This window comes from Candidatus Binatia bacterium, assembly GCA_029243485.1.
Classification (GTDB): Bacteria; Desulfobacterota; Binatia; order UBA12015; family UBA12015; genus VGTG01.
The window spans coordinates 17262-40756 of sequence record JAQWRY010000058.1 but is presented as its reverse complement, the minus strand read 5'-3'; the positions used below and the strand labels follow the sequence as shown (position 1 = coordinate 40756).

Sequence of the window (23495 nt, the reverse complement as noted above, 5' to 3'; positions counted from 1 at the left end):
CCGAAGAAGCGCTCGGCTCCGGCCGGCCGGCCCGCGCCCCGCGCGAAGGCCCCGGCACGCCGCAAGGCGGTGCTGGCGCGCACGGCCGCCCTCGAGCGGACTACGCGGGAGACGACCGTCTTCGTCGAGCTCTCGCTCGACGGTTCCGGCGCCTCGACGATCTCGACGGGCGTACCGTTCCTCGACCACATGCTCGAGCTCTGGAGCAAGCACGGGTTCTTCGACCTCGTCGTCCGGGCGACCGGCGATCTCGAGGTCGATCAGCACCACACGGTCGAAGACGTCGGATTGACGCTCGGGCAGGTGTTTCGGGAGGCGCTCGGCGACAAGACCGGCATCCGTAGATTCGGACAGTCTTCGGTTCCGCTCGATGAGGCGCTCGTCTCGATCGTCGCCGATCTCTCCGGCCGGCCTTACCTGGTCTACGAGCTCGACCCGGGCCAGGAACGCGTCGGCGACTTCGACACGGGCCTCGTGCATGACTTCCTGCTCTCGTTCATCAACGAGGTTCGGATGAATCTCCACGTGGACTGCATTCGCGGCCGTAATCCGCACCACATGATCGAGGCGATGTTCAAGGGACTCGGGCGCGCGCTCGACGTGGCGACGCAGTTCGATCCGCGCGTGACCGGAGTGCTTTCGACAAAAGGACTTCTGTGATCGCGGTCGTCGACTACGGTGTCGGCAACCTGAGAAGCGCTCAGAAGGGCATCGAGCGTGCCGTGGCCGAGGAAGGTCTCGATCTGGAGGTTCGTGTCACGCCCGAAGCGTCGGATGTCGAGAACGCGGAGGCGGTCGTTTTGCCCGGCGTGGGTGCGTTTGCGCACTGCATGGCGAGCCTCGCCGAAGCTGGTCTGACCGGCGCGGTTCTCGATGCGGCCGGTTCGGGCCGCCCGTTCTTCGGGATCTGCGTTGGGATGCAGATCCTCTTCGAAGAGAGCGAGGAGTTCGGGCGCGTTGCGGGTCTCGGGATCCTGCCGGGCAAGGTCGTGAAGTTCCGCTCGACGGATGTGAAGATCCCGCACATGGGCTGGAACGGCCTGCGGAAGCGAACCCCGAACGCCATGCTCGACGGGATTGACGACGGCACCTACTACTACTTCGTGCACTCCTACTGCGCCGAGCCGGCCGAGCCCGAGCTGCTCGCGGCGACGACCACCTACGGCAACGAAGAGTTCGCGTCGGCCGTTTCCCGCGATAACGTCTTCGCAACCCAGTTTCACCCCGAGAAAAGCCAAGGTGTGGGCATTCAGCTGCTGCGGAACTTCGTCCGTACCGTGGGAGTCTCATGAGCGTCTTCGAAGTTATCCCGGCGATTGATCTGCGAGGTGGGCGCTGTGTGCGCCTCCTTCAGGGCGACTTCGATGCGGAGACGACCTATGGGGACGACCCGGTCGCGATGGCGAAGCGCTGGGAATCCGAAGGCGGCCAGCGTCTCCATGTCGTCGACCTCGACGGCGCCGCGCGCGGGCAGAGAGCCCACGGATCGGTCATCGCGGAGATCTGCGCCGCGCTCTCGATCCCCGTTCAGGTCGGCGGAGGACTCCGCGATCTCGACGCCGTTGCCAGCGTGCTCGACGCGGGGGCGGACCGTGCCATCCTCGGGACGGCGGCGGTCAGCCATCCGACGCTCGTCGAAGAAGCCTGCAAGCGTTACCCCGGCAGGATCGCCGTCGGGATCGATCAGCGCGACGGCAAGGTTGCGACGGCCGGGTGGGTCGACGAGGCCGCGACGACGCCGCTGGATGTTGCGCGACGCGGGGATGCGGCCGGCGCGGCCGCGATCGTCTTCACGGACATCCGGCGTGACGGCACCGGCGATGGTGCCAACCTCGATGCGACCGTGGCGTTTGCATCCGGCCACGGCGTGCCTGTCATCGTGTCCGGTGGCGTCGCCACGGTCGAGGACGTCCGTCTTGCGCGCGCCGCCTTCGATGGCGGTGCGAACCTCAGCGGGGTCATCATCGGACGCGCGCTCTACGAGAGCGCGATCGATCTCGGCGAAGCCGTACGCATCGGCGCGGGAGCCGGCTGATGCTCGCTAGACGGATCATCCCGTGCCTCGACGTGAAGGCCGGGCGGGTCGTGAAGGGGATCGGCTTCGTCGGGCTCCGCGACGCCGGCGATCCCGTCGAGGTGGCGACCCGCTACGACCGGGAAGGAGCCGACGAGCTCTGCTTTCTCGATATTACGGCGTCGCACGAGAAGAGGGGCATCCTGCTCGACGTCGTGCGGGAGACGGCGGAGCGTTGCTTCATGCCGCTCACGGTCGGCGGCGGTGTCCGCACCGAAGACGACATCCGCACTCTGCTGCGCGCGGGCGCCGACAAGGTATCGATCAATACCGCCGCGGTTTCGGAGCCGGAACTCGTGACCCGCGGCGCCGAGCGGTTCGGCACGCAGTGCATCGTCGTCGCGATCGACGCGAAGCAGGTCCCCGGTGAGAACCGCTGGGAGGTCTTCACCCATGGAGGCCGTCGGCCGACCGGCCTCGACGCGGTCGAATGGGCGCAGCGGCTGACGGACGGTGGTGCCGGCGAGATACTCCTCACCAGCATGGATGGGGATGGAACGCGCGACGGCTACGATCTCGGCCTCACCAGGGCGGTGTCGGACGCCGTCGGAGTCCCGGTCATTGCCTCCGGCGGAGCCGGCAACCTCGACCATCTGTACGACGCGCTTGCAGAAGGGCACGCGAGTGCGGTGCTCGCCGCGTCGATCTTCCACTACGAGGAATACTCGATCCACCAGTGCAAAGAGTTTTTGCATGAGCGTGGAGTGCCCGTCCGTCTATGACGCCTTCGCCGGACGCGCCGGCTGCAAGCGACTCGCCGAGCGCCAGCCGTCTGCGAATTCGCGCCGCGTCGATCTCTCTGGTGGTCGGCGCTCTTGTGCTCGGCGTGAAGTACGTCGCGTATCTCGCGACCGGGTCGGCGGCCATTCTCTCGGACGCACTCGAGTCGATCACCAACGTCGTCGGCGCGACGTTCGCCCTGGGCGGGATCTTCTTCGCGATCCGTCCGGCTGACGAGGGGCATCCGTACGGCCACGGCAAGATCGAGTACATGAGCGCGGTGTTCGAGGGGGGACTGATCTCCTTTGCCGCGGTGTTGATCGTCTGGTTCGCGATCCGCGAGCTCATCGTCGGCGCGCAGGTCGAGCAGCTCGACTTCGGCCTCCTCCTGACGGTGGGGGCGGGCCTCGTGAACCTCGGGCTCGGGGCCTACCTGGTGCGTGCTGGGGAGAAGACGGGCTCCATCACGCTCATTGCGGACGGGCGTCACGTTCTTTCGGACTTCAAGACGAGCCTGGGCGTCGTCCTGGGGCTCGGGCTGGTTTGGATCACCGGGATGCCGATCTTCGATCCGCTCGCGGCGCTGGTCGTCGGGTTGAGCCTCGCGTGGACCGGCGCCGGTCTGGTGCGTCACGGCGCGGGAGGCCTCCTCGACGAGGAGGACACAGAACTCCTGGCCCGCATCGTTGCGGCGTTCGATGCGAGCACTTTTCCGGGCATCATCCGCGTACATCGCCTACGTGCGATTCGGTCGGGCGCGGTGACACACGCGGATGCTCACCTCATCGTGCCGGAGTACTGGACTGTGGAAACCGCGCACGAGGCGGAGAACGCCCTCGAGCTTGCCGTGCTGGAGGCGGGCGAGGTGGAAGGTGAAATCGTCTTCCACACGGACCCGTGCCGCCGGGAGTTCTGCCGCGTCTGCGACGTGACCGACTGCCCTATCCGCCGCTTCGACTTCGAGACGCGGCCGCCTCTGACTCTCGAGGAAGCCCGCCTCGAGGAGCCGTTGTCGCACTAGGGCGCCGCCGTCGACCCCGGGGTTGTGGGCTTATCCCTCTTCGTTCTCGAGGAAGCGCTCCGCGTCGATCGCGGCCATGCACCCCGTCCCCGCGGCGGTAACGGCCTGCCGGTACGTCGAGTCCTGAGCGTCACCACAGGCGAACACTCCGGGGATGTTGGTCTTCGTCGTCTTGCCCTCGGTGATGAGGTAGCCGACGTCGTCCATGTCGAGCCTGCCATTGAAGATCTGCGTGTTCGGCTGATGGCCGATGGCCATGAAGACGCCCTCGGTCGGGGTCTGGGTCTTTGCGCCGGTCTTGGTGTCGGTGAGCGTCACGGCACTCACGCCGGTTGCCTTCTCGCCGTGGATCTCCTCGATCGCGCTGTTCCAGACGAACTCGATCTTGTCGTTTTTCTCCGCGCGCTCCTGCATGATCTTCGAAGCGCGAAGTTCGTCGCGGCGATGGACGACGCGAACCCTGCTCGCGAAGCGCGTGAGGAAGGTCGCTTCCTCCATCGCGGTGTCGCCACCTCCGACTACCATCACGTCCTTGTCCTTGAAGAAGAAGCCGTCACACGTCGCGCAGGCGGAGACGCCGAAGCCCATCAGCTTCTCTTCGGAGGGAAGGCCGAGGAGCTTCGCCGTTGCGCCGGTGGCGATGATGAGGGTCTCGCAGCTCAGCGGGTCCCCCGACGCGGTCTCGAGCGTAAACGGGCGCTTCGAGAGATCGACGCTGGTCACTTCGGCGCCAATATACTTCGTACCGAAGCGCTCGGCCTGCTTGCGAAACAGGTCGACCATCTCTGGTCCCATGACGCCGTCGGGGAAGCCTGGGTAGTTCTCCACGTCTGTGGTGATCGTGAGCTGTCCGCCTGGCTGCCCGCCCTCGACGACGACGGGGTTCAGGTTGGCGCGCGCCGCGTAGAGCGCGGCCGTGAGGCCCGCGGGGCCTGATCCGAGAATGAGAACCTTGTACGTTTCGGGCATGATTCGCTCTCCTTAACCACGGAAGAGGGGACCTGCCAGTCGGGTTCGGTCAGGACTTGGCTTCGAAGCGGTCGAAATGCAGGCAGGTGTCGATGCCGCGGCGCACGGGGCGCCGGTGTTTCACCGCGGGCCAGCCGATCGGGACCATCGCGCAGGTGGGGGTGTCTTCCGGGAGGCCGAGCCAGGTGTCGAGCTCGGGCTGGAATGCCTGCTGGAGCGTCGTGAGCGACGCGCCGAGGCCGACGGCGCGGCAGGCGAGAAGGATGTTCTCGATCGCGGGGAACAGCGCCTGGATCTGCGGGTCGCCGCGTCGCTTCCAGCCGGCAACGAAGAGGTGAACCGGCGCTTCGTGCATGTGCTCGGCGAGGTGGATCGCGCCGTTCATGATCTTGCGCTTGGTCTCCGGAAACGAAGGATCCTTCGCCTTCTCGCGTGCGGGCGCGATGTAGGCGAGGAAGATCTTCCGGTAGCGCTCGGCGAACCACGCTCGCCGTTCCGGGTCGGTCACCGCGACGAACGTCCACGGTTGCCGGTTGCCTCCGCTCGGGGCGAAGGTTCCCGCCTCGCAGACCTTTCGAATCAGGTCGGGGGGGACGGGGTCGGGCTTGAGGCGTCGGACGGCACACGAGGTGCGGATCGCCTCCAAGAGCGGAACGTCCTCTCCGATCGACTCGACGTCGATCGGAGAGGTCGTGCCGGCGCCCATGGGCGCTTCAGCCCTTCTTCGAGATGTAGCCGTTGCTCTCGAGGTACGCGACGAGCTCGGTAGCGCTCTCCTCGAGCGTGTTGTCGCCCGTCTTGAGGGTGATCTCCGGCTTGTGCGGCTCTTCGTACGGAGCGGAGATCCCGGTGAACTCGGGGATCTTGCCTTCGCGCGCCTTCTTGTAGAGACCCTTCACGTCGCGGCTCTCGCAAACGTCGAGAGGGCAATCGACGTAGACTTCGATGAAGTCGCCATCTTCGTTCATCTCGCGAACCTTGTCGCGGTCGGCGCGGTAAGGGGAGATGAACGCGGTGAGGTTCACGACGCCCGCGTCGGTGAACAACTTCGCGACTTCGCCGATGCGCCGGATGTTCTCGGTGCGGTCCTCCGGCGAGAAGCCAAGGTCGTTGTTCAAGCCGTGACGAACGTTGTCTCCGTCGAGGATGTAGGAGCAGATGCCCCGATCCCAAAGCGCCTTCTCTAGCGCGACGGCGACGGTGGATTTACCGGAGCCCGAAAGGCCGGTGAACCACATCGTGCAGCCCTTGTGTCCGAGGATTCGTTTGCGGTCTTCACGACTTACGTCGCCCGGGTGCCAAACGATGTTGGTGGCCTTCGACTTTGCTTCGCTCATCCTAGGTTGGGTAATGAACCCCGGATGGGCTGTCAATTTCGGGTTCTCTCGATCTGGTCCGACAAGAAAAGAATCGTATCGATGTACGCATCGGAACGATTGTAGGCCCAGATCACTTCGCGTTTCTTCGCGCCCGTGATGCCGGGGCGCCATCCGTTCCCGGACAGAAAATTCGCCGCGGAATAAGCCGCATCCGCCGGTTCGTGCAGACTCACCTTGCCGTCGCCGTTCCCGTCTACAGCAAACCTCATATAGCTCGAGGGGAGGAACTGCGGGATCCCGAAGGCGCCGGCTTTCGAGCCGATGATGTCCAGCGGGTCGATCCGGAGCTTCGTGCCGATCTGAAAGGCGGCGACGACTTCTGGGTAGAAGATGTCCTCGAGATACTTGCCGCGGTAGCGGGTTCGCTCCTCGATCTGGGCGAGTTTCGCGCGCGGCGCACCCTTTTGGTGTCGCTTGATGTTGCGCACGACATTGCGCGGTTCGTTAGCCATCGCAAGGCGCGCCAGTCGATAGAGGGCGACGTCTTTGCCCTTGTTCTCGCCGCAGCGCGTTTCCACGTGGAAGACCGAGGCGACTATGCTCGCCGGTACGCCGAACCGCTTCTGGGCGCGGTCGAATTCGCGTGCGTACTTCGCGCGGCAACGTCGGGCCGCTGCGATGCTCGAGCGGGAGCGGAAGCCCCGATAGAGGCGGGCGGATTCCTTCGGATACAGCCCGTAGTCGAGATGGGAGTGGGGGCGTACGCGTGAGTCGTAGAACACCTTCCGGGTGCGGGTACGGCTGATGCCGTCCGCCTCGAGCTTGTCGATTAGGTATGTCCAGCCCCGATCCGACGCAGCCGGGGCGGAGCTCGCGGTGAGGGTGCTCATCGCGACGAGGAGCACGAAGATTACACACCGGGCCGCTGTGCGGCCCTTCGTGCGATGAGTCGGGCGGGGCAGGAGTGCGATCATTCGAAGGCGTTGAGCCCGGTGATGGCGCGACCGAGTGTCAGTCGATGGATGTCCTCTGTTCCTTCGTAGGTGTTCACCGTCTCCAGGTTCATCATGTGGCGCATGATCGGGTAGTCGTCGGTGATGCCGTTCGCACCGAGGATGTCGCGCGCCTTGCGTGCGATGGCGAGCGCGTTGGAGACGTTGTTCATCTTCGCGAGGGATACCTGCTCGGGTGTCATGGTGCCCGCGTCCTTCAGGCGTCCGAGTCGCCACGACAGCAGTTGCGCCTTCGTGATCTCCGCGAGCATCTCGACGAGCTTCGATTGCACGAGCTGGTAGCCGCCGATCGGGCGCGAGAAGACCACGCGCGACTTCGCATAGTCGAGCGCACATTCGTAGCAGGAGAGGGCGGCACCGATCGCCCCCCACGAGATCCCGTAGCGCGCCTGGTTTAGGCACATCAGCGGCGATTTCAGATTCGCCGACTTCGGCAGGAGGTTCTCTTCGGGAATCCAGCAATCCTCGAGGATGAGCTCGGAGGTAATCGACGCGCGCAGGCTCCACTTCCCGTGCATCAAGGGACGCTCGAACCCGTCGCGTTCCTTTTCGACGAGAAAGCCACGGATGACGTCCTGCCCCGACTCGTCGTCGGCGAGCTTGGCCCACACGACCGCGACGTCGGCGATGCTTCCGTTCGTGATCCAGCGCTTGGTGCCGTTCAGGACGAAGCCGTCGCGCTCGCGGCGTGCGCGGGTGATCATCCCGCTCGGGTTCGATCCGTAGTCGGGCTCGGTGAGCCCGAAGCAGCCAACGGCCTCGCCGCGCGCCATTTTGGGAAGCCAGCGCTGCTTCTGATCCTCCGATCCGAACGTGAGGATCGGGTACATGACCAGCGACGACTGGACGCTCGCCGCAGAGCGCAGTCCGGAGTCCGCCCGTTCCAGTTCCTGGGCCATCAGGCCGTAGCAAACGGAGTTGAGCCCGCCGCCGCCGTACTCGACCGGCACCGTCGGGCCGAGGCAGCCCAGGGCGCCGAGGCGCGGGATGAGCTCGGTCGGAAACGTCCCCGCCTCGAAGTGCTCGCGCGAGAGGGGCATGTACTCCTCTTGCGCGAAACGTCGCACCGTTTCTTGGACTTGGCGCTCTTCGGGAGAGAGGAGTTCGGTGATGGCGTAGAAGTCGCTCGGATCGCTGGGCATGGCGGTCAAGCTACCGAGCCGGGAGGAACGCAGCCAGCCCCGCGACCGGATTCCGGGCGTGGCGGCGCCCCCTTGTGCGAATGGTCGGAACAGGAGCACAATTTCGATCATGGTGGGACCGAGGACGAGCTCGAGGCCGGGCACGGGGGTGAGGGGTCGAGCGGCGCTTGCCGTGGCGCTCCTGCTGTTGGTCGCGAGCGCGGCGGTGGTCCCGGCCTACGCGAAGCCGACTGGCGATTTCGTTGAGGGTGCGGGGGGGCCGGCGAAAGGGAAGCTCCTCGTCGCGGCGCGACACCTGCGCGGACTGAGTTCGTTTGCGGAATCCGTGATCCTTCTCGTCGATCACGGCCCCGAGGGCTCGACCGGGCTGATCATCAACCGTCCGAGTCGGATGAGACTCTCGGAGGTCCTGCCCTCCCGAGGCGACGTGAAGACGCGAGGGGATGCATTGTGGGTCGGGGGCCCCGTTCAGCCGACGCGGCTGATGCTCCTTGCGCGTGCGCACGAGCGACTCCCGGACGGCTTCCCAATCTTTGCCGAGGTCCAGCTCGTATTGACGAAGCGTGGGCTCGACCGCGCGTTCGGACGTGGCATCCCGCCCGCGGCGGTCCGGGCGTACGCCGGGTTCGCCGGTTGGTCCCCCGGACAGCTCGATCGGGAGATCGCCGATGGCGACTGGTACGTCGTCGACGCTGAGGTGAAGTCGGTGTTCTCCACCGAGCCCCGGGATCTCTGGTCCGTTCTGATCGAGGGGGCGGCCGGGCGCTGGGTCCGGCGGGTGGGAGCTCAGGCGCCGACGTGAAGCACGACCTCGCGGTCTCCGCGGGCGTACCGGTGCTCCCACAAGAAGATCCCCTGCCAGGTGCCGAGTGTGAGGCGGCTGTCGAGGATCGGGATCGAGAGTGAGGTCGCCGTCAGGGCGGACTTGATGTGCGCCGGCATGTCGTCGGGCCCCTCCGCTTTGTGGGTGTAGAGGGGGTCCTCCTCGATTACGAGTCGGTTCATCCAGTTTTCGAGGTCCCGACAGACGGCCGGGTCTGCGTTCTCCTGGATCGTGAGGCTCGCAGACGTGTGGCGCAGATATAGGGTGCAGAGGCCCTCTGTGAGACCGGCCTCCTGGACGGCGTCACGGACCCCGCCTTCGATCAGTTTGGTGATTTCGTGCAGGCCCTGGCCTGCGACCCGACACCGGAGTCGGTGGACACTCATGGCGGCCTTGTAGCCTGCGCTCGGTAAGATCCGAAAGGGCTCTGCCCCCACGGACCTAGAGGCTCCAGTGCGGTGGGGCCCCCCGCGTGTCATCCTCTTTCATGGGTCACGATCAGCCGGACAAGTTGAGCCACGTCGATGAGCGCGGGCGCGCGCAGATGGTCGATGTGGGTGAGAAGGCCGCCACGAGCCGCGTAGCGGTCGCTCGGGGCGCCGTTCGGATGAAGCCGGAGACGGCGGCGCGGATCGCCGACGGGCAGATCGCCAAGGGCGATGTGGTCGCGACCGCGCGGATCGCCGGGGTTATGGCTGCAAAGAAGACCGGGGAACTGATCCCGCTCTGCCACCCCCTGCCGATCGACTACATCGACGTTCGGGTGGACGTCGATCCGGCCGCGGGCCGCGTGGCCCTCGAAGCCGAGGCGCGCATCACCGCAAAGACCGGCATCGAGATGGAGGCCCTGACGGCGGTCTCCGTCGCCGGCCTCACGATTTACGACATGTGCAAGGCGATCGACCGCGGCATGGTTCTCGAAGACATTTGTCTCGTCAAGAAGAGCGGCGGTCGCAGCGGAGACTGGGTGCGCGACTCATGAGCGATCTACCCACCAGCGGAACCGAAGCGACGGTAAAGCTCAAGCGTGGGAAGGAAGGACCTATCCGCGCGGGCCATCCGTGGATCTTCTCCGGCGCGATCGCGGCATTCAGTGGCGCGGCCGAGCCCGGTGCCGTCGTGCGCATAGAAGGCGCCGACAGCAAGCCGATGGGCGTCGGGCTCTACAACCCGAACGGATCGATTGCGGTCCGCGTTCTGTCGGGGCAAGCCGTTCCGTCGATCGCCGCGCTGGTCGAGCGTCGGATCTCTGATGCGTTGGCGATGCGGCGCGGGTTGGGCCTCGTGCACGAGGACTCCGCGTATCGCCTCCTGAACGGCGAGGGTGATGGCCTCCCGGGCGTCGTGGCCGACGTGTACGGCAAGTACGTCGTCGTCCAGCTCCTGAACGCCGGCGCCGATCGCCTCCGTGCGATCATCTTTGAAGCGCTGGCAAAGGAGCTCTCTCCGCAGGGAATCTTCGAGCGCTCCACGGGTGGCGCGCGTCGTGAAGAGGGCCTGGCCGACCGCGCCGAGCTCGCGTTCGGCAACGAGCCGCCCGAGCACGTCGCGATTACCGAGAACGGGGTGCGGCATCTGGTCGACCTTCGCCGCGGGCAGAAGACCGGCTTCTTCCTGGACCAGCGCGACAATCGCGCGCTCGTGGCTCGCCTTTCGGGAGGACTGCGCGTCCTCGACTGCTTCTCGTACACCGGTGGCTTTGCATTGTCGGCCGAGAAGGGTGGGGCGGATCAGGTGCGCGCGGTAGAGACGTCCGGGCCGGCGCTCGAGATTGCTCGTGCCGCCGCGGAAGCCGGGGGCGTCGACGCCTCCCGGATCGATTTCCGGATGTCCGATGTCTTCGACGCCCTCCAGCCGGTCGAGCCCGAGAACCGGCCGGAACTCATCATCCTCGATCCACCGCCGTTCGCGCGCCACCGCGCCGACCGCGACCGGGCGACCCGGGCCTACCGCGATCTCAATCGGAAAGCGCTTCGCGCGCTCGCCGAAGGCGGGATGATGATGACGTTCAGCTGCTCGCCGCACATGACGCGGGATGTGTTCGTGCACGTCGTCGCGACGTCGGCCCCAGCCGGACATCGACTGCAGATCCTCGCCCAGCTCGGCGCCGGGGCGGATCATCCGACGCTGCCCGCGCATCCTGAGGGCGAGTACCTCTGCGGCCTTCTGGTGCGCTGCGTGCGCGACTGATCGTTTCGCGCGAAACGTCTCGTTCCGGGGATCCGGCGCGGCGTACAGCAGGGAAGCGGGTGCGCCGTTGGCATGGTGTGCGCTTAAGCGCCCATGCCGTCACAGCTCGCATTGGATGATCGCCCGCGGGAGAGACTCGAACGCGGGGGGGTCGAGGCGCTTTCCGACGCCGACCTTTTGAGTCTTCTACTCCGCACCGGTTACCGGGACACAAGTGCATGCGTGCTCGCAGAGCGCCTCCGCCTTCGGTATCCGACGCTCACATCGCTCGCGCAGGCGAGCCCGGGCGAACTCGCGCAGATCGCCGGGATCGGGCGCGCACGCGCGGCGTCCATCTGCGCGGCGATCGCGCTGGGGCGGCGCGTCGATTATCCCCTGCTGTCGGCGGGCGCGGCGATTACGGACGCCGCGCAGGTGTATCGACATTTTCACGCGCGACTGTCGGCGCTCAAGCAGGAGCGGTTCTACATTCTCCTGCTCGACGGGAAGGGGCGCTTGATGCGCGAGATTCGCGTTTCGGAAGGAACGCTGACGGCGAGCCTGGTGCATCCGCGCGAGGTCTTTCGGTTCGCGCTCCGCGAGGCGGCGGCGTCACTGATCCTCGCGCACAATCACCCGAGCGGTGACCCGAGTCCGTCGGCGGAGGATGAGGCGCTCACGCGACGACTGCGTGCGGCGGGGGAACTGCTCGGGGTGAAGATCCTCGACCACGTCGTGATCGGTCGAGGGCGTTGGTTGAGCTTCGTCGAGACGGGCCGGCTATGAGCCGGCCCGTCCGCGAAGTTTGGTGCGGATTCTAGAAGGGGATGTCTCCGCCGTCGCCGGAGTCGAAGCCGCCCGGAGGGTCGTTCGGGGCGCCGAAGTCGCCGTCGCCTCCGCCACCACCGCCTCCGCCTCCGCTTTTGCCGCCGAGGAACCTCACGTCGCGCGCGACGATCTCGGTGCTGTAGCGCTTCACACCATCCTTCTCGTAGCTGCTCGTCCGGATCTCGCCTTCGACGTACACTTGGCCACCCTTCTTGAGGTACTTCGAGCAGTTCTCACCCTGCGGTCCCCACACGACGATTCTGTGCCACTGTGTGTCTTCCTTCTTCTCGCCGCTCGCCTTGTCTTTCCACACGGAACTCGTCGCGACGCTGAAGTTGGCCACAGGGCGTCCACTCGGCGTGAATCTCAGTTCCGGGTCCGCTCCGAGGTTGCCTACGATGATCGCCTTGTTGACCGACATTTCTTGCTCCCTCCAGTTTCAGGCGCTGCGGGAGGTCCCCGAAGCCATTCACGCTTCGCCTACAACGCTCGGGGCCCGTGGGCAATGCGCGCCCGTTCAATTGACATGGTTTCCCGGCGGCCGTAGGTCTTGCGCCATGGGGGGTAGGGCCCTCCGGGCGAGGGATGAGGTGAGGTAGTGGCTGGTTCTGTGCGCATCGTCCCTCTGGGCGGACTCGGTGAGATTGGGCTGAACATGCTCCTCGTCGAAGCCGACGGAGGGGCCCTGGCGATCGATTGTGGGGTCTTGTTCCCCGAGCGTCCGGGGCTGGGCATCGATCTGATGCTCCCGGATCTCACCTATCTCAGGGAGCGCCCGGGTTACCTGAAGGGCGTCGTCCTGACCCACGGCCACGAGGATCACATCGGGGCCCTGCCGCGGCTGCTTGAAGAGATGCCGGTCCCCGTCTTCGGCCCGCGTCTCGCTGCGTCGCTCGCGGGCGCGAAGCTGCGTCGCAGAGGGATCGATCACGACATCGAGGTGTTGGAGCCGGGCCGCCACGTTCAGGTCGGCCCCTTCGAGATCGAGCCGATCCACATGACCCACTCGATCGCCGACGCGTGCGCGCTCGCGATCAGGACGCCGCAGGGCATCATCCTGCACAGCGGCGACTTCAAGATCGACCCGAACCCGGTCGACGGCAGGACGGCCGATCTCAATCGCATCACCGATTGGGGAAAGAAGGGGATCCTGCTCCTCCTGTCGGACTCGACGAACGTCGAGCATGATGGCGTGTGTGGTTCGGAGTCGGACGTCGGTCCGCACATCGAAGAGATCATGCACAAGACTGAGGGGCGTGTGTTGATCACGACCTTTGCGTCCCACATCCACCGGATTCAGCAGGTCGTCGATGCGGCGGACGCGGCGGGCCGGAGCCTTGCCGTCGCGGGTCGCGGCTTCGAAGACTCGACACGGCTCGCGGGAGAGCTCGGCTACCTGCGCGCGCCGCAGGGGGGCTTCCTTTCTCTCGGCCAGGCGATGCAGCTTCCGGCGAACGATATCGCGTTGCTCGTGACGGGCTCGCAGGGCGAGCCGCGGGCGGCCTTGTCGCGCGCGTCCGAGGGCCGCTTCAAGAATCTGGATATCGCGCCCGGCGACGGTGTCATCCTCTCGTCGCGCGTGATCCCCGGGAACGAGCGTTCGGTGCATGGTTTGTTGAACCGCTTCGCGAAGCTCGGCGCGACGATCCACCAGGGCCACGACTCGCAGGTGCACGTGTCGGGGCATGCCTACAAAGACGAGCTTCGGGAGATGATCCAGATCACGAAGCCGAAGTACTTCGTACCGGTCCACGGCGAGTACCGGCACCTTGCGGCGCACCGCGACCTTGCGGCCGACATGGGGATTCCGCGTGATCACATCTTCCTGCTGGAGGATGGGGACGTGCTGGAACTCGAAGACGCGGGCCCGGTCACGGGCGAGCGCGTCCCGGTCGGGCGAGTGTTGGTCGACGGTTCGGGCGAAGGCGAGATCGGCCTGGAAGTCCTGCGCGACAGGCGTCATCTCTCCGACGGCGGCTTCGTGGTCGCCGTCCTCGCGGTGAATCCGCAGACGGGCGAGATCCACGCGGCCCCGGAGATCGTCACGCGCGGGCTACTGCGCGAAGGCGAGGGTCCCGAGGTGCTGGACGAGGCGCGCGACGCGATGATGGATCAGCTTCGGGAACTCACCCCGGAGTCGCGTGCGGACTTCCTCGAGGTCGAGGATGAAGTGCGACGGTCGCTGAAGCGGTACTTCTCGCGCACGCGCGGGCAGCGACCGCTGATCGTGCCGCATATTTACGAGATGTAGTTCGACGCGTAGGCGGACGTCTACGTCACTGATTTCGAGCTGGGTACACGAGAACCCGGCTGGAACGCATCGAGGCGAGCGACCAGTCGGTCCACTACAGAGGTGAGCGTCTTGCGATCGCGGTCCGAGAACTCCTCGAGAAGCGAATGCATGAACCCGATCTCAGCTCGGAAGATCTGCTTCGCCTGCCGAGCACCCGCCTTGGTCAGGCGGATTTCCGTCCGTCGCCGATCCACGCGGTGGCTCTTGCGGCGGACCAGGCCCGCGCTCTCGAGGCGGTCGAGGGCTGGAGTCATGCCTGCCCCGGTCTGGAGTGAGCACCGTAGCAGGCTCGATGGTGTTGCAACCGCCGCCGGCCCTATGCCGTTGTCGGGGCGATGGCTAGGCATTTCGGGCTCTGGAAGCTCGATCAGTGGTCGTGCAGGTCTGCGGCGTTCACCACGCCGCCGGGGAACTGCGTGATCTCCAGGACTCTTTCATCAGGATCCCCTCGAACTCCATGGCGCGACCGGCTCGACGCCCGAACCTTTGAGCGCGGCTTTCGCTTGGTCCATGTCGGCCACGGAGAAGGCGAGTCTCACCGTGTCGCGCGAGGTGTCCACCTCTACGAGCGAGCCGTCTTCGTGCGCGAAGTGGAGTAGCTCGACCATCACGCCCGATGGAGTGAGAAACCCAGAGGAGGCCGCGGCGACGACACCCGTCTGGGCGCACAGCTGCTGGAACCCCAGTACTTCAGGAGAGAAGGTCGCCGACGCCTCCATGCCCGTCACGTTGAGCGCAAGGTGCGGAAGGCTCTGGATCGAGACTGGATCAGCGCTTGTAGTCATACCGATCGAGATTCTATCGAACGATACTAAAGGTCGAGGTGGAGTCGAGTCGTAGTCGTGCGTGCCTGCGTCTTGCTGGACAGAATGCGTGCGCGCAGCTGCACCTTGTCTGGAAACTCAGACGTTCTGTGCGTGTGCAGATCTGTCTCGTGGGTTGAGCCGCTCAGGCAGATCCGTTCGTCCGTCCCGTTAGGTCACCTGTTGCGCGGCGTCTAGTTAGTGTTGGTAAATTCGGTTGCCGTCCATCGGTTTCTCCGGGGCATTGACGTTCACGCTCGGACTGCAACCAGAGGAGCCCGCTCGATGACACGTATCGTTTTGACGACGGTGATTCTGTTGGCCTTCGGCGCTGTCCTGAATTCGACGTTCGCTGCCGAATATCCATGCGCGTCGGACCCAGGTGGTTGCTACATCGATGTCGGCAACGGGCGGCAGGCGCATAGGGGGATCCCCGAGGGATGAAGCTCTTGGCGGTCTTGCTAATTGTCTTTGCCCACGTCGCTCCTCGCCCCGGCGGAGGCCCGATGGGAGCACATCGGCGAGGTCGATGCCTTGGCCGTGTCCCTCGTCCTGGAGCGGGATGAAACACCGATGGATCGCTTCGGCGTCGTGGGTGGCGTCGTACTCTCGGATGGTGGCGGACAGGACGCGACTCTATCGCGGGCGGCGCTCGTTGGAAGAGCGCCGTGCGAGGCAGGCTCAGCTCGGGTCCTCGTGAAACTATGGCGTGTGCGAGACCCCGACCAGGAGCCCCTCGGGGTTCACAAGGCGAGCGCTCCCCTGCTTTTAGGGTTCGCCCTGGTGAGGGCCGGGCGACCGCAGGCCGATTCGAGCTCGGAGGGAATCGGCTCGGCAGCCGAGAAAGATTTGAGCGGGCCCCCGGGTTGGGGTAGCTTTGAAACCTGGCGGGGCACGGGTCTCGCAGTAGGGGAGGGGTTGTGGCGACGCGGGGACAGGCTGCGCGGAAGCGGGCGCAGGTCGAGCCAGTGGAGTTGGAGGACGAGGTGCCGTCGTTCGGGCGGGAGGCGATTTGCCTCTTCCTCTGCCTTGCCGGCCTACTCATCGGTGTCGCGATCGCGACGTACGCACCGGCGACGGGCGAGAACGCCTTCGGCCCCCTCGGCGCCGTGCTGGCCGACCTCCTCGTGCAGTCCCTCGGGCTCGCGTCCTTACTCGTGCCGACTGCGTTCTTCGCCGTGGCGGCAGCCGTCTTCAACGGAGCGCGTCCGCGGATCGATGCGGCCCGCGTCGGCGCTGGAGCCGGTGCGTTGGTTTCCTTCGCGATTCTCGCGAATCTCGCGGTAGGCAAGATCTCACGCTGGGAAGACGGCGACGCCGGCGGCATGATCGGTGGTCTGAGCGCAGCCATTCTCGAGCAGTACACCGGCCCGACCGGCGCGTGGGTCACCGCTCTCGCGAGCTTCCTGCTTTTCGGCGCGTTCGCGAGTGGTCAGTCCCTCTTCGGTCTCGCGCAGGCGAGTGGCCGTGGGACGGCCGGCGCGCTCAAGCTCGGGCAGGAACGGCTGCGCGACTGGGCGTCGCGCGACGAAGTCGACCCGACGATCGAACCCATCGTCCTCGGTCACCAGGAAGTCGTGCCGGGACGCACCGGTGCAGTCCGGCCGAGTGTGCGCGAACGCCGCGCCCCAGTCATCTCCACGCCGAAGGCTCCTGGGCCGCCTGCCAGCGCGAAGCGGCGCCAGGCCGAGATGCCCTTCTCTGACGGTACTTCGTACTGCCTGCCGGACCTGGCGCAGCTCGATCCGCCGGTCGAAGGCGAAGTCGAGATCGATCACGATGCGCTCATCGCGAGCTCGCGCGTGCTCGAGGCAAAGCTCCATACCTTCAACGTGCAGGGCACGGTGCAGGGGATTCACCCGGGGCCGGTCATCACGACCTACGAGTTCGAGCCGGCAGCCGGTATCAAGGTGAATCGAATCACCGCTCTGGCCGACGATCTGGCCATGGCGATGCAGGCCATGAGTGTCCGCATCCTCGCACCGATTCCGGGGAAGTCCGTCGTCGGTATCGAGGTGGCGAATCCGCGCCGGGAGACGGTTTCTCTGCGGGAGGTCTGCGCTTCGGATGCCTTTCAGCAGTCCAAGTCGACGCTCGCACTGGCGCTCGGCAAGGATACGACGGGCAACCCCGCCGCGGGTGATCTGGCGAGAATGCCCCACCTCCTGGTCGCGGGCGCTACCGGTGCCGGCAAGTCGGTGTTCTTGAACACTCTGCTCATGAGCATCCTCATGCGCGCGAGTCCGCGGGACGTCCAGATGGTGCTGGTCGATCCGAAGATGTTGGAGCTCGCTACCTACGAGGAGATCCCGCACCTTCTCGTTCCAGTCATCACCGAGGCGAAGCTCGCCGTCGCGGTGCTCATTAATCTCGTGACCGTGATGAACGAGCGCTACAAGCTCATGAAGGAAAAGGGCGTCCGCAACCTCGACTCCTACAACAAGGCGGTGGCCGAGGGGGAGAAGAACGGAAAGGTCATCGAGCTCGACGAAGGCGAAGACGCCGACGGCGATGGCGAACCGGCTGTGGTGCACCAGCACATGCCCCGGATCGTCGTGATCATCGATGAGCTCGCCGACCTGATGATGACGCGCCGAGATTGTGAAGAGCCGATCACGCGCCTCGCGCAGAAGGCGCGCGCCGCCGGGATTCACATGGTGATCGCGACGCAGCGTCCGTCGGTCGACGTCATCACCGGACTCATCAAGGCGAACTTCCCGGCACGCATTTCCTTCCAGGTCGCCGGCAAGGTCGATTCCCGGACGATTCTCGACACGATGGGCGCCGAGCGGCTGCTCGGCATGGGAGACATGCTGTTCCTCCCGCCGGGAACGTCACGCTTGCAGCGCTTGCACGGGGCCTTTGTGTCGGACGAGGAGATTCAGAAGGTCACCGACTTCGTGCGCGATCAGCAACAGCCTCACTACCGCATGGAGCTGTTCGAAGAAGAGGGCGCCGAGGACGAGGGCTCCGCGGCGGAACGTGGCGAGGAGCAGTACGACGCGATGTACGACGAGGCCGTCGCCATTGTGACGGACACTGGCAAGGCATCCATCAGCTACGTCCAGCGCCGGCTCCAGGTCGGCTACAACCGCGCGGCACGCATGATTGAGTGCATGGAGCGCGAGGGCGTCGTCAGTAGCCCAGACCACCGTGGTACCCGAGAGGTCGTCGCTCGCGCGGCTGCGGGGTACGACGAGTAGTGCGGAACGCGATCTGCGCAGTCCTTTTGCTTGCTACGGTGCTCGGCGCGTCGGCGCGGGCCGAGGACGATGCGGAAGAGATCGCCGGGCGCGTCCAAGCCCGGTACGACGAGACGGTGGACTTGTCCGCTTCGTTCACGCAGGAGATGCGAATTCAGGCGGGGGGCCAGGTGCTCCGTTCGAAGGGGCGGATGTATTTCGAGAGGCCCGGCCTCATGCGGTGGGAGTACGAATCGCCTGAGCCGCAGACGATCGTAGCGGATGGCAAGCACCTCTGGATCCATCAGCCCGAGGACGAGCAGGTGCTGCGCGCGCCGCTCGAGCAGGCCTTTCAGTCCCAGACGCCGGTCTCGTTCCTCTTCGGCGTGGCGCGCATCGGACGCGACTTCGATCCGAAGATGGCCGAGGAGGGCGAGGACGGTGGTCTTCGCATCGAGCTTCACCCGAAAGCGGAGGAGGGCGGCGCCCTCGGCCTCCTCACCCTCGAAGTCGATCCCGATTCCTATGACCTCCGCGCGGCGACCGTTCGGGATCCCCTGGGCAACGTGACCGAGGTTCGCCTGATCGACCCGCAGCGCAACGAGGGCGTCGACAAGGACCTGTTCCACTTCGAGCGGCCGCCGGGCACGGACATCATCGAGGCCCCGGGCGGCTGACCCACCTGTCATTGCAACTTTTGGGCAAGATGCTTCGTTAGGGCGAACGCGCAACGAACGCCGGGTTGCCCGAACGTTTCGATAGAAGGAGTCAGCTGTGCCGTCATTCGATGTCGTGTCCGAAGTCGACATTCCCGAGGTCGAGAATGCCCTGGAGCAGACCCGCCGCGAGGTCGGTCAGCGATACGACTTCAAGGGCTCGAAGACCGAGATCGCGTTCCCCGAGAAGAAGGTCATCCAGCTCGTGTCCGACGATGACTACAAGGTGAACGCCGTCGTCGAGATCCTGCAGGGCAAGCTTGCGAAGCGGCAGGTGAGCCTCAAGTCGCTCGAGTACGGGAAGGTCGAGCCGTCGGCCGGTGGTCTCGCCAAGCAGACGATCACCGTCCATCAGGGGCTGGAAAAGGACGACGCCAAAGAGATCGTGAAGATGATCAAGGCGAGCAAGCTGAAGGTCCAGGCCCAGCTCCAGGACGCGCAGGTGCGCGTGACCGGGAAGAAGCGGGACGACCTACAGGCAGTGATGCAGCTCCTGCGGGACGCCGATTACAAGCGGGCCCTGCAGTACGTGAACATGCGCGACTGACATGGGATTCCGCCCTAGCCTGCGCCAGGGCGGGGTGGTTCCGCGACCGTGGCCTGCCGTTGACATAGGTCCACCTCATCCTTACCCTTCGCGGGCCGGTTTCTTGCATCCCGGCCCAACGGAGAGGATCAACCCAAGGACCATGCGTAAAGCGTTCCTGAAAAATGCCCAAGAATCCCTGCTGAAAATGCGTGAGCAGGTCCTCGCTGACATCGAGAGCGACACGAAGACCAGTCGTTCCGGCCATAAGGACGAGGGCATGGATGCCTACGACCTGGCCAGCGAAGAGCGGGATCGCGACATCAGCATGATCCTGTCCGACCGCGACCGCCGGAAGCTGCAGTCGCTGGACGAGGCTCTCGTGCGGATCAAGGCCGGCAGCTACGGCATCTGTGACGAGTGCGAGCTCGACATCGCCGAGGAGCGCCTGAAGGCGCTGCCCTTCACCCGGCTATGCGTCATCTGCCAGGCTGATCAGGAGAAGGAAGCCCGCCAGACCCGGCAGGCGGACGACGATCGCGGCATTCGCCGCTTCGCCGTTGGCGACGACGGCGGCGACGACTCCTAGCGAGTCGACTCCCCGGGAGTCACCTCAGTGGGCCATCGCGCCGACCTCGAAGCGATCTACCGAGCCGGTGTCGAGGCCGTTGCGCCTGGTCATCTGATCCGTCGCCACGTCCGTCGGGCAGGGGGAAGGATCGAGGTCGATCTGGGCACACGGCGGTTCCGCGTGCCCGTCGGGGAGCTCTGGGTTGCCGGCGCTGGGAAGGCTGCGGCGGCCATGGCCGAGGCGATCGCCGATCTGGCGCCCGAAGCCCGTGGTCTGGTCATAGCCCCGCGTGGGCGAACGGGGGCCCGCACGCGGCGCGTCGGGCGGATCGACATTCTGCCCGGCTCGCATCCGGTTCCGGACCGGCTCAGCTTCGCGTCGACCGAGGCGCTGCTCCGTCGTCTTCGCCGCCGACCGCCGACCGACACGGTTCTGTTCCTGTTGAGCGGTGGCGCGTCGGCGCTCCTGGCCCGCCCCACCCGCGGCGTCGGAGAGCGCGACAAGGTCCGGCTCGGGAGGCTCTTGCTCAAGTGCGGCGCCGATATCGGCTTGATGAACGCGGTGCGAAAGCACGTCTCGAGCGTGAAGGGCGGCGGCGTACTGCGGGCCGCCGCGCCTCGACGGGTGCTGACTCTGGCGCTCTCGGACGTGATCGGCGACCCGCTGCCGACGATAGGGTCCGGCCCGACGGTCGCTGACCCGTCGACTTTCGAGGAGGCCTGGCGCGGGTTGGCGGCTCTCGGGGTCCTGGGGGATCTTCCGGTCGCGGTGCGGCGCCGTCTCGAGGCGGGCTGCGCGGGGCGCCCGGATGTGGTCGAGACCGTGAAGCCCGGCTCGGCGGACGAGCGGCGTTCCTACCCCTGTGTGATCGGTTCGAATCGAATCGCGCTCAACGGGGCGGCCCGGGAGGCGCGCCGGCGGGGCTACCGGGTGGAGAACCTGCGGGCACCCCTGCGCGGTGAGGCGGCCATGGCGGCGGCGGCCTTTGTGGCAGGACTCGGTGGGCGAGGGGGGCCGACCTGCATACTCGCGGGCGGGGAGACCACCGTCAGTGTCGGGAAGGCCACGGGGCGGGGTGGGCGCAATCAGGAGTTCGCCGTCGCTGCGATGGCCGGCCTCGCCGGCGGGCCCTGGTCCCTCCTCTCGGCCGGAACCGACGGCATCGATGGGCAGACACCGGCCGCCGGCGGGTTCGCAGATGGGCGGTCCCGGCGTCGGGCGGGTGGGGCGGCCGTCGTTCGCCGGGTCCTGCGCGAGCACGATTGCGGCGGACTCCTCGAATCGATCGGGGATACCCTGGTGACAGGCCCTTCGGGGACGAATGTGATGGATTTCGTCGCCGCGCTCCGAGGGCCGAGCGCCAAATAGTTTTGGGGTGCAAAACGCCGATGTAGCGAATGTACCCCGATGGGTGTCGGTAAATCGTTGTTGACAGTTTTGCTTGGTTCTCCTAATTTCCGCGCAGCAGGAAAAACAAACACGGTGTCATCGTTGGCTGGGCTTCAGTCATAGCGGAATCACGGGGCGTTCGTTACGGATCCGCTACATGGGGCTTGAGGGGGTGAGTGGATGCTGCAGGTGGAAGCCGAACGATCGCGGGCTTGCCCGGACGGATCACCGATGACCGACGCCGCGCTAGACAAGAGGCAGATCGTAGGCCTCGCCGAGGAGTACGGGCTCGGGAAGGTTCAAGGGGTTGGGCCAGCGCCGCGTGGATGGTCGCGCCCGTCGAACCACCAGAAGAACTTCCTGGTCGACGTCGGTCGCAGCAAGGTGATCTTCCGCTTCGACGACCGCCGCGGCGAGCTCGACCTGAAGCGTGAGGTCGATCTCTTCCTGTACCTGCGCAAGCACGGCTTCCCGTGCCCGCAGCCGCTCGCGGATCGCAAGAGCCGCCACTATCGGGATGTCGGCGGCGCGCGACTCACCGCCTACAAGAACATCGACGGCAAGCGTCCCGAGGTCGGCGACTTCAGCGGCAACCAGATCGAGGGCGTCGGTCGCGCGCTCGGCGAGCTGCACCTCATCGGCAAGGGCTACAAGAAGGGCATCGAGAACCGCTTCAGCTTCGATCGTGTCGCGGATCTCTACGCCGAGATCCGGCGGCGTCTGCCCCCGTACTTCAAGCGCATCACCCGCACGCTCGACGAAGAAGTCGACTACCTGGGGAACTACCTCGAGACGAAGCTCCCCAAGGGCGTCATCTACGGCGACCTGCTGAGCGAGAACGTCCTGCTGAAGGGCGACAAGCTCGTCGGCATCGTCAGCTTCGAGGCCGCCTGCCGCGGTAAGTTCATCTTCGATCTCGCGACCGCCGTGAATGCCCTGTGCTTCAACGACGGCAGCTACGACTTGAAGCGGTTCGAGACGGTCATCGCCGGTTACGAGTCGATGCGTACGCTCTCGCTGGCGGAGTGGGACGCGTTCCCCAACGAGCTGCGCTTCTCCGCGTTCCGGTTCACCGTCACGCGGCTTCGCGACATCCTGGGCCTGGCCGATTCGGCCGCCTGTTTCGCTGCCATCACCGAGGAGCGCATCCCCGCGCTGGCGGATGATGCGCGTAGTGCGGCGATTCGCGGCTTCCAGGAGTTCTTCGGCCGGCTTTCGATCCTCCGCCGCGAACGTGATGGCGGGATGGAGCCGATGTTGCTCGCCATGGCCACTGGCTACGACTACCGGAAGTATCAGAAGGTGAAGGCGGTCGAGCGCAAGGGCAGTAAGTCCTGAGGGGAGGGGGGTCGACTTGGAGAAATATTTCGAAGGGATCCTCAGAGGTCTCGGCGAGGATCCGACTCGCGAAGGCCTGCTGAAGACACCTGCGCGTTGCGCCCGAGCTCTGGCCGAGATGACGCGCGGCTACTCGCAGGATCCCGAGGAGATCATCAACGGAGCCCTCTTCACCGAGGACTATTCGGAGATGATCATCATGAAGGACATCGATTTCTACTCGATGTGCGAGCACCACATGCTGCCCTTCTTCGGCAAGGTCCACATGGCCTACCTGCCGAGCGGCAAGATCGTCGGCATCTCCAAGATGGCCCGGCTGGTCGACGTCTTTGCGCGCCGGCTGCAGGTCCAGGAGCGCATGACGACGCAGATCGCGTCCCTCCTGATGGAGAAGCTCGGCGCCGAGGGAGTCGCTGTCGTCGCCGAGGCCGAGCACCTCTGCATGAGGATGCGCGGCGTCGAGAAGCAGAACTCCTACGTCATCACCAGCGCGATGCTCGGTGTGTTCCGCGAGAACCAGGACACCCGAAACGAGTTCATGAACCTCATCGGCCACCGCCGCTCTTGAGCAGGCGGATCCAGCACTATCTGGGCGCGGG

General features: G+C 65.8%; 26 protein-coding genes. 17 read left to right on the top strand and 9 right to left on the bottom strand.

Going from position 1 to position 23495, the window contains the following annotated elements:
- Positions 1–72: 72 nt before the first annotated feature.
- Genes hisB through P8R42_16365 form a run of 5 tightly spaced genes read left to right on the top strand, consistent with a single transcriptional unit; the run spans position 73 to position 3815 of the window.
- Positions 73–660 carry an imidazoleglycerol-phosphate dehydratase HisB gene (gene hisB, locus P8R42_16385; protein MDG2306193.1) on the top strand — a complete coding sequence of 196 codons (588 nt, stop codon included), beginning with the start codon at positions 73–75 and terminating at the stop codon, positions 658–660.
- Positions 657–1292, top strand: coding sequence for an imidazole glycerol phosphate synthase subunit HisH (gene hisH / locus P8R42_16380; protein ID MDG2306192.1), 636 nt, complete (start codon positions 657–659; stop codon positions 1290–1292). The genes hisB and hisH overlap by 4 nt, the downstream gene beginning before the upstream one ends.
- Positions 1289–2035, top strand: coding sequence for a 1-(5-phosphoribosyl)-5-[(5-phosphoribosylamino)methylideneamino]imidazole-4-carboxamide isomerase (hisA, locus tag P8R42_16375; GenBank protein MDG2306191.1), 747 nt, complete (start codon positions 1289–1291; stop codon positions 2033–2035). Before hisH ends, hisA begins: the two co-directional genes overlap by 4 nt.
- Positions 2035–2796 carry an imidazole glycerol phosphate synthase subunit HisF gene (hisF, locus tag P8R42_16370; GenBank protein MDG2306190.1) on the top strand — a complete coding sequence of 254 codons (762 nt, stop codon included), beginning with the start codon at positions 2035–2037 and terminating at the stop codon, positions 2794–2796. Before hisA ends, hisF begins: the two co-directional genes overlap by 1 nt.
- On the top strand, positions 2793–3815 hold the full coding sequence (locus P8R42_16365) for a cation diffusion facilitator family transporter (GenBank protein MDG2306189.1): 1023 nt from the start codon (positions 2793–2795) through the stop codon (positions 3813–3815). The genes hisF and P8R42_16365 overlap by 4 nt, the downstream gene beginning before the upstream one ends.
- Positions 3816–3845: 30 nt before the next feature.
- Here the strand turns inward: P8R42_16365 and trxB are convergent, their stop codons facing one another.
- From trxB to P8R42_16340, 5 genes are all read right to left on the bottom strand, one after another.
- Positions 3846–4784, bottom strand: a complete 939-nt coding sequence (gene trxB, locus P8R42_16360) for a thioredoxin-disulfide reductase (GenBank protein MDG2306188.1) — start codon at positions 4782–4784, stop codon at positions 3846–3848.
- 49 nt (positions 4785–4833) lie between these two features.
- On the bottom strand, positions 4834–5490 hold the full coding sequence (locus P8R42_16355) for a nitroreductase family protein (protein MDG2306187.1): 657 nt from the start codon (positions 5488–5490) through the stop codon (positions 4834–4836).
- 7 nt (positions 5491–5497) lie between these two features.
- Complete coding sequence (cysC, locus tag P8R42_16350; GenBank protein ID MDG2306186.1) at positions 5498–6121, bottom strand: adenylyl-sulfate kinase; 624 nt, start codon at positions 6119–6121, stop codon at positions 5498–5500.
- 32 nt (positions 6122–6153) lie between these two features.
- Positions 6154–6993 carry a lytic murein transglycosylase gene (locus tag P8R42_16345; protein ID MDG2306185.1) on the bottom strand — a complete coding sequence of 280 codons (840 nt, stop codon included), beginning with the start codon at positions 6991–6993 and terminating at the stop codon, positions 6154–6156.
- 80 nt (positions 6994–7073) lie between these two features.
- Positions 7074–8258: an acyl-CoA dehydrogenase family protein gene (locus tag P8R42_16340; GenBank protein MDG2306184.1), complete on the bottom strand. Its 1185-nt coding sequence runs from the start codon at positions 8256–8258 to the stop codon at positions 7074–7076.
- Positions 8259–8406: 148 nt separating this feature from the next.
- Here P8R42_16340 and P8R42_16335 point away from each other — a divergent pair, with 148 nt between their 5' ends.
- Positions 8407–9060: a YqgE/AlgH family protein gene (locus P8R42_16335; protein ID MDG2306183.1), complete on the top strand. Its 654-nt coding sequence runs from the start codon at positions 8407–8409 to the stop codon at positions 9058–9060.
- Here P8R42_16335 and P8R42_16330 read toward each other — a convergent pair.
- Positions 9045–9467, bottom strand: coding sequence for a secondary thiamine-phosphate synthase enzyme YjbQ (locus tag P8R42_16330; GenBank protein MDG2306182.1), 423 nt, complete (start codon positions 9465–9467; stop codon positions 9045–9047). The genes P8R42_16335 and P8R42_16330 overlap by 16 nt on opposite strands.
- A gap of 101 nt (positions 9468–9568) precedes the next feature.
- Here P8R42_16330 and moaC point away from each other — a divergent pair, with 101 nt between their 5' ends.
- The 3 genes from moaC to radC all read left to right on the top strand — a co-directional run bounded on the left by moaC (position 9569) and on the right by radC (position 12036).
- The gene (moaC, locus tag P8R42_16325; GenBank protein MDG2306181.1) at positions 9569–10063 is read left to right on the top strand and encodes a cyclic pyranopterin monophosphate synthase MoaC; all 495 of its coding nucleotides are present in this window, start codon (positions 9569–9571) and stop codon (positions 10061–10063) included.
- Complete coding sequence (locus P8R42_16320) at positions 10060–11271, top strand: class I SAM-dependent rRNA methyltransferase (GenBank protein ID MDG2306180.1); 1212 nt, start codon at positions 10060–10062, stop codon at positions 11269–11271. The genes moaC and P8R42_16320 overlap by 4 nt, the downstream gene beginning before the upstream one ends.
- 93 nt (positions 11272–11364) lie before the next feature.
- Positions 11365–12036, top strand: coding sequence for a DNA repair protein RadC (gene radC / locus P8R42_16315; GenBank protein ID MDG2306179.1), 672 nt, complete (start codon positions 11365–11367; stop codon positions 12034–12036).
- Between the two features lie 31 nt (positions 12037–12067).
- On the opposite strand, the gene ssb is transcribed toward radC, so the two are convergent.
- On the bottom strand, positions 12068–12499 hold the full coding sequence (gene ssb, locus P8R42_16310) for a single-stranded DNA-binding protein (GenBank protein ID MDG2306178.1): 432 nt from the start codon (positions 12497–12499) through the stop codon (positions 12068–12070).
- Positions 12500–12676: 177 nt separating this feature from the next.
- On the opposite strand from ssb, the gene P8R42_16305 reads away from it, so the two are divergent.
- Positions 12677–14329: a ribonuclease J gene (locus P8R42_16305; GenBank protein MDG2306177.1), complete on the top strand. Its 1653-nt coding sequence runs from the start codon at positions 12677–12679 to the stop codon at positions 14327–14329.
- Positions 14330–14349: 20 nt separating this feature from the next.
- On the opposite strand, the gene P8R42_16300 is transcribed toward P8R42_16305, so the two are convergent.
- Both P8R42_16300 and P8R42_16295 read right to left on the bottom strand, forming a co-directional pair.
- Positions 14350–14625, bottom strand: a complete 276-nt coding sequence (locus P8R42_16300) for a hypothetical protein (protein ID MDG2306176.1) — start codon at positions 14623–14625, stop codon at positions 14350–14352.
- A gap of 183 nt (positions 14626–14808) precedes the next feature.
- Positions 14809–15156 carry a VOC family protein gene (locus P8R42_16295; GenBank protein ID MDG2306175.1) on the bottom strand — a complete coding sequence of 116 codons (348 nt, stop codon included), beginning with the start codon at positions 15154–15156 and terminating at the stop codon, positions 14809–14811.
- Positions 15157–16094: 938 nt separating this feature from the next.
- Here P8R42_16295 and P8R42_16290 point away from each other — a divergent pair.
- The 7 genes from P8R42_16290 (at position 16095) to folE (ending at position 23464) form a co-directional block, all read left to right on the top strand.
- Complete coding sequence (locus P8R42_16290; GenBank protein MDG2306174.1) at positions 16095–18377, top strand: DNA translocase FtsK 4TM domain-containing protein; 2283 nt, start codon at positions 16095–16097, stop codon at positions 18375–18377.
- Complete coding sequence (gene lolA / locus P8R42_16285; protein MDG2306173.1) at positions 18377–19033, top strand: outer membrane lipoprotein chaperone LolA; 657 nt, start codon at positions 18377–18379, stop codon at positions 19031–19033. The genes P8R42_16290 and lolA overlap by 1 nt, the downstream gene beginning before the upstream one ends.
- 97 nt (positions 19034–19130) lie before the next feature.
- Complete coding sequence (locus P8R42_16280; protein ID MDG2306172.1) at positions 19131–19619, top strand: YajQ family cyclic di-GMP-binding protein; 489 nt, start codon at positions 19131–19133, stop codon at positions 19617–19619.
- A 142-nt stretch (positions 19620–19761) separates the two neighbouring features.
- Positions 19762–20187: a TraR/DksA family transcriptional regulator gene (locus P8R42_16275; protein MDG2306171.1), complete on the top strand. Its 426-nt coding sequence runs from the start codon at positions 19762–19764 to the stop codon at positions 20185–20187.
- A 27-nt stretch (positions 20188–20214) separates the two neighbouring features.
- The gene (locus P8R42_16270; protein MDG2306170.1) at positions 20215–21537 is read left to right on the top strand and encodes a DUF4147 domain-containing protein; all 1323 of its coding nucleotides are present in this window, start codon (positions 20215–20217) and stop codon (positions 21535–21537) included.
- A gap of 252 nt (positions 21538–21789) precedes the next feature.
- On the top strand, positions 21790–22896 hold the full coding sequence (locus tag P8R42_16265; protein MDG2306169.1) for a homoserine kinase: 1107 nt from the start codon (positions 21790–21792) through the stop codon (positions 22894–22896).
- Between the two features lie 16 nt (positions 22897–22912).
- The gene (folE, locus tag P8R42_16260; GenBank protein MDG2306168.1) at positions 22913–23464 is read left to right on the top strand and encodes a GTP cyclohydrolase I FolE; all 552 of its coding nucleotides are present in this window, start codon (positions 22913–22915) and stop codon (positions 23462–23464) included.
- Positions 23465–23495 lie beyond the last annotated feature (31 nt).

Bases quoted from the DNA above. Each gene is read 5' to 3' on its own strand.
- P8R42_16340 (MDG2306184.1), bottom strand. From the start codon at position 8,258: ATGCCCAGCGATCCGAGCGACTTCTACGCCATCACCGAACTCCTCTCT.
- P8R42_16320 (MDG2306180.1), top strand. From the start codon at position 10,060: ATGAGCGATCTACCCACCAGCGGAACCGAAGCGACGGTAAAGCTCAAG.
- cysC (MDG2306186.1), bottom strand. From the start codon at position 6,121: ATGAGCGAAGCAAAGTCGAAGGCCACCAACATCGTTTGGCACCCGGGC.
- P8R42_16275 (MDG2306171.1), top strand. From the start codon at position 19,762: ATGCGTAAAGCGTTCCTGAAAAATGCCCAAGAATCCCTGCTGAAAATG.
- trxB (MDG2306188.1), bottom strand. From the start codon at position 4,784: ATGCCCGAAACGTACAAGGTTCTCATTCTCGGATCAGGCCCCGCGGGC.
- P8R42_16265 (MDG2306169.1), top strand. From the start codon at position 21,790: ATGACCGACGCCGCGCTAGACAAGAGGCAGATCGTAGGCCTCGCCGAG.
- hisF (MDG2306190.1), top strand. From the start codon at position 2,035: ATGCTCGCTAGACGGATCATCCCGTGCCTCGACGTGAAGGCCGGGCGG.
- radC (MDG2306179.1), top strand. From the start codon at position 11,365: ATGCCGTCACAGCTCGCATTGGATGATCGCCCGCGGGAGAGACTCGAA.
- P8R42_16345 (MDG2306185.1), bottom strand. From the start codon at position 6,993: ATGAGCACCCTCACCGCGAGCTCCGCCCCGGCTGCGTCGGATCGGGGC.
- hisA (MDG2306191.1), top strand. From the start codon at position 1,289: ATGAGCGTCTTCGAAGTTATCCCGGCGATTGATCTGCGAGGTGGGCGC.
- P8R42_16355 (MDG2306187.1), bottom strand. From the start codon at position 5,490: ATGGGCGCCGGCACGACCTCTCCGATCGACGTCGAGTCGATCGGAGAG.
- P8R42_16300 (MDG2306176.1), bottom strand. From the start codon at position 14,625: ATGACTCCAGCCCTCGACCGCCTCGAGAGCGCGGGCCTGGTCCGCCGC.
- P8R42_16295 (MDG2306175.1), bottom strand. From the start codon at position 15,156: ATGACTACAAGCGCTGATCCAGTCTCGATCCAGAGCCTTCCGCACCTT.
- P8R42_16330 (MDG2306182.1), bottom strand. From the start codon at position 9,467: ATGAGTGTCCACCGACTCCGGTGTCGGGTCGCAGGCCAGGGCCTGCAC.
- moaC (MDG2306181.1), top strand. From the start codon at position 9,569: ATGGGTCACGATCAGCCGGACAAGTTGAGCCACGTCGATGAGCGCGGG.
- P8R42_16365 (MDG2306189.1), top strand. From the start codon at position 2,793: ATGACGCCTTCGCCGGACGCGCCGGCTGCAAGCGACTCGCCGAGCGCC.
- ssb (MDG2306178.1), bottom strand. From the start codon at position 12,499: ATGTCGGTCAACAAGGCGATCATCGTAGGCAACCTCGGAGCGGACCCG.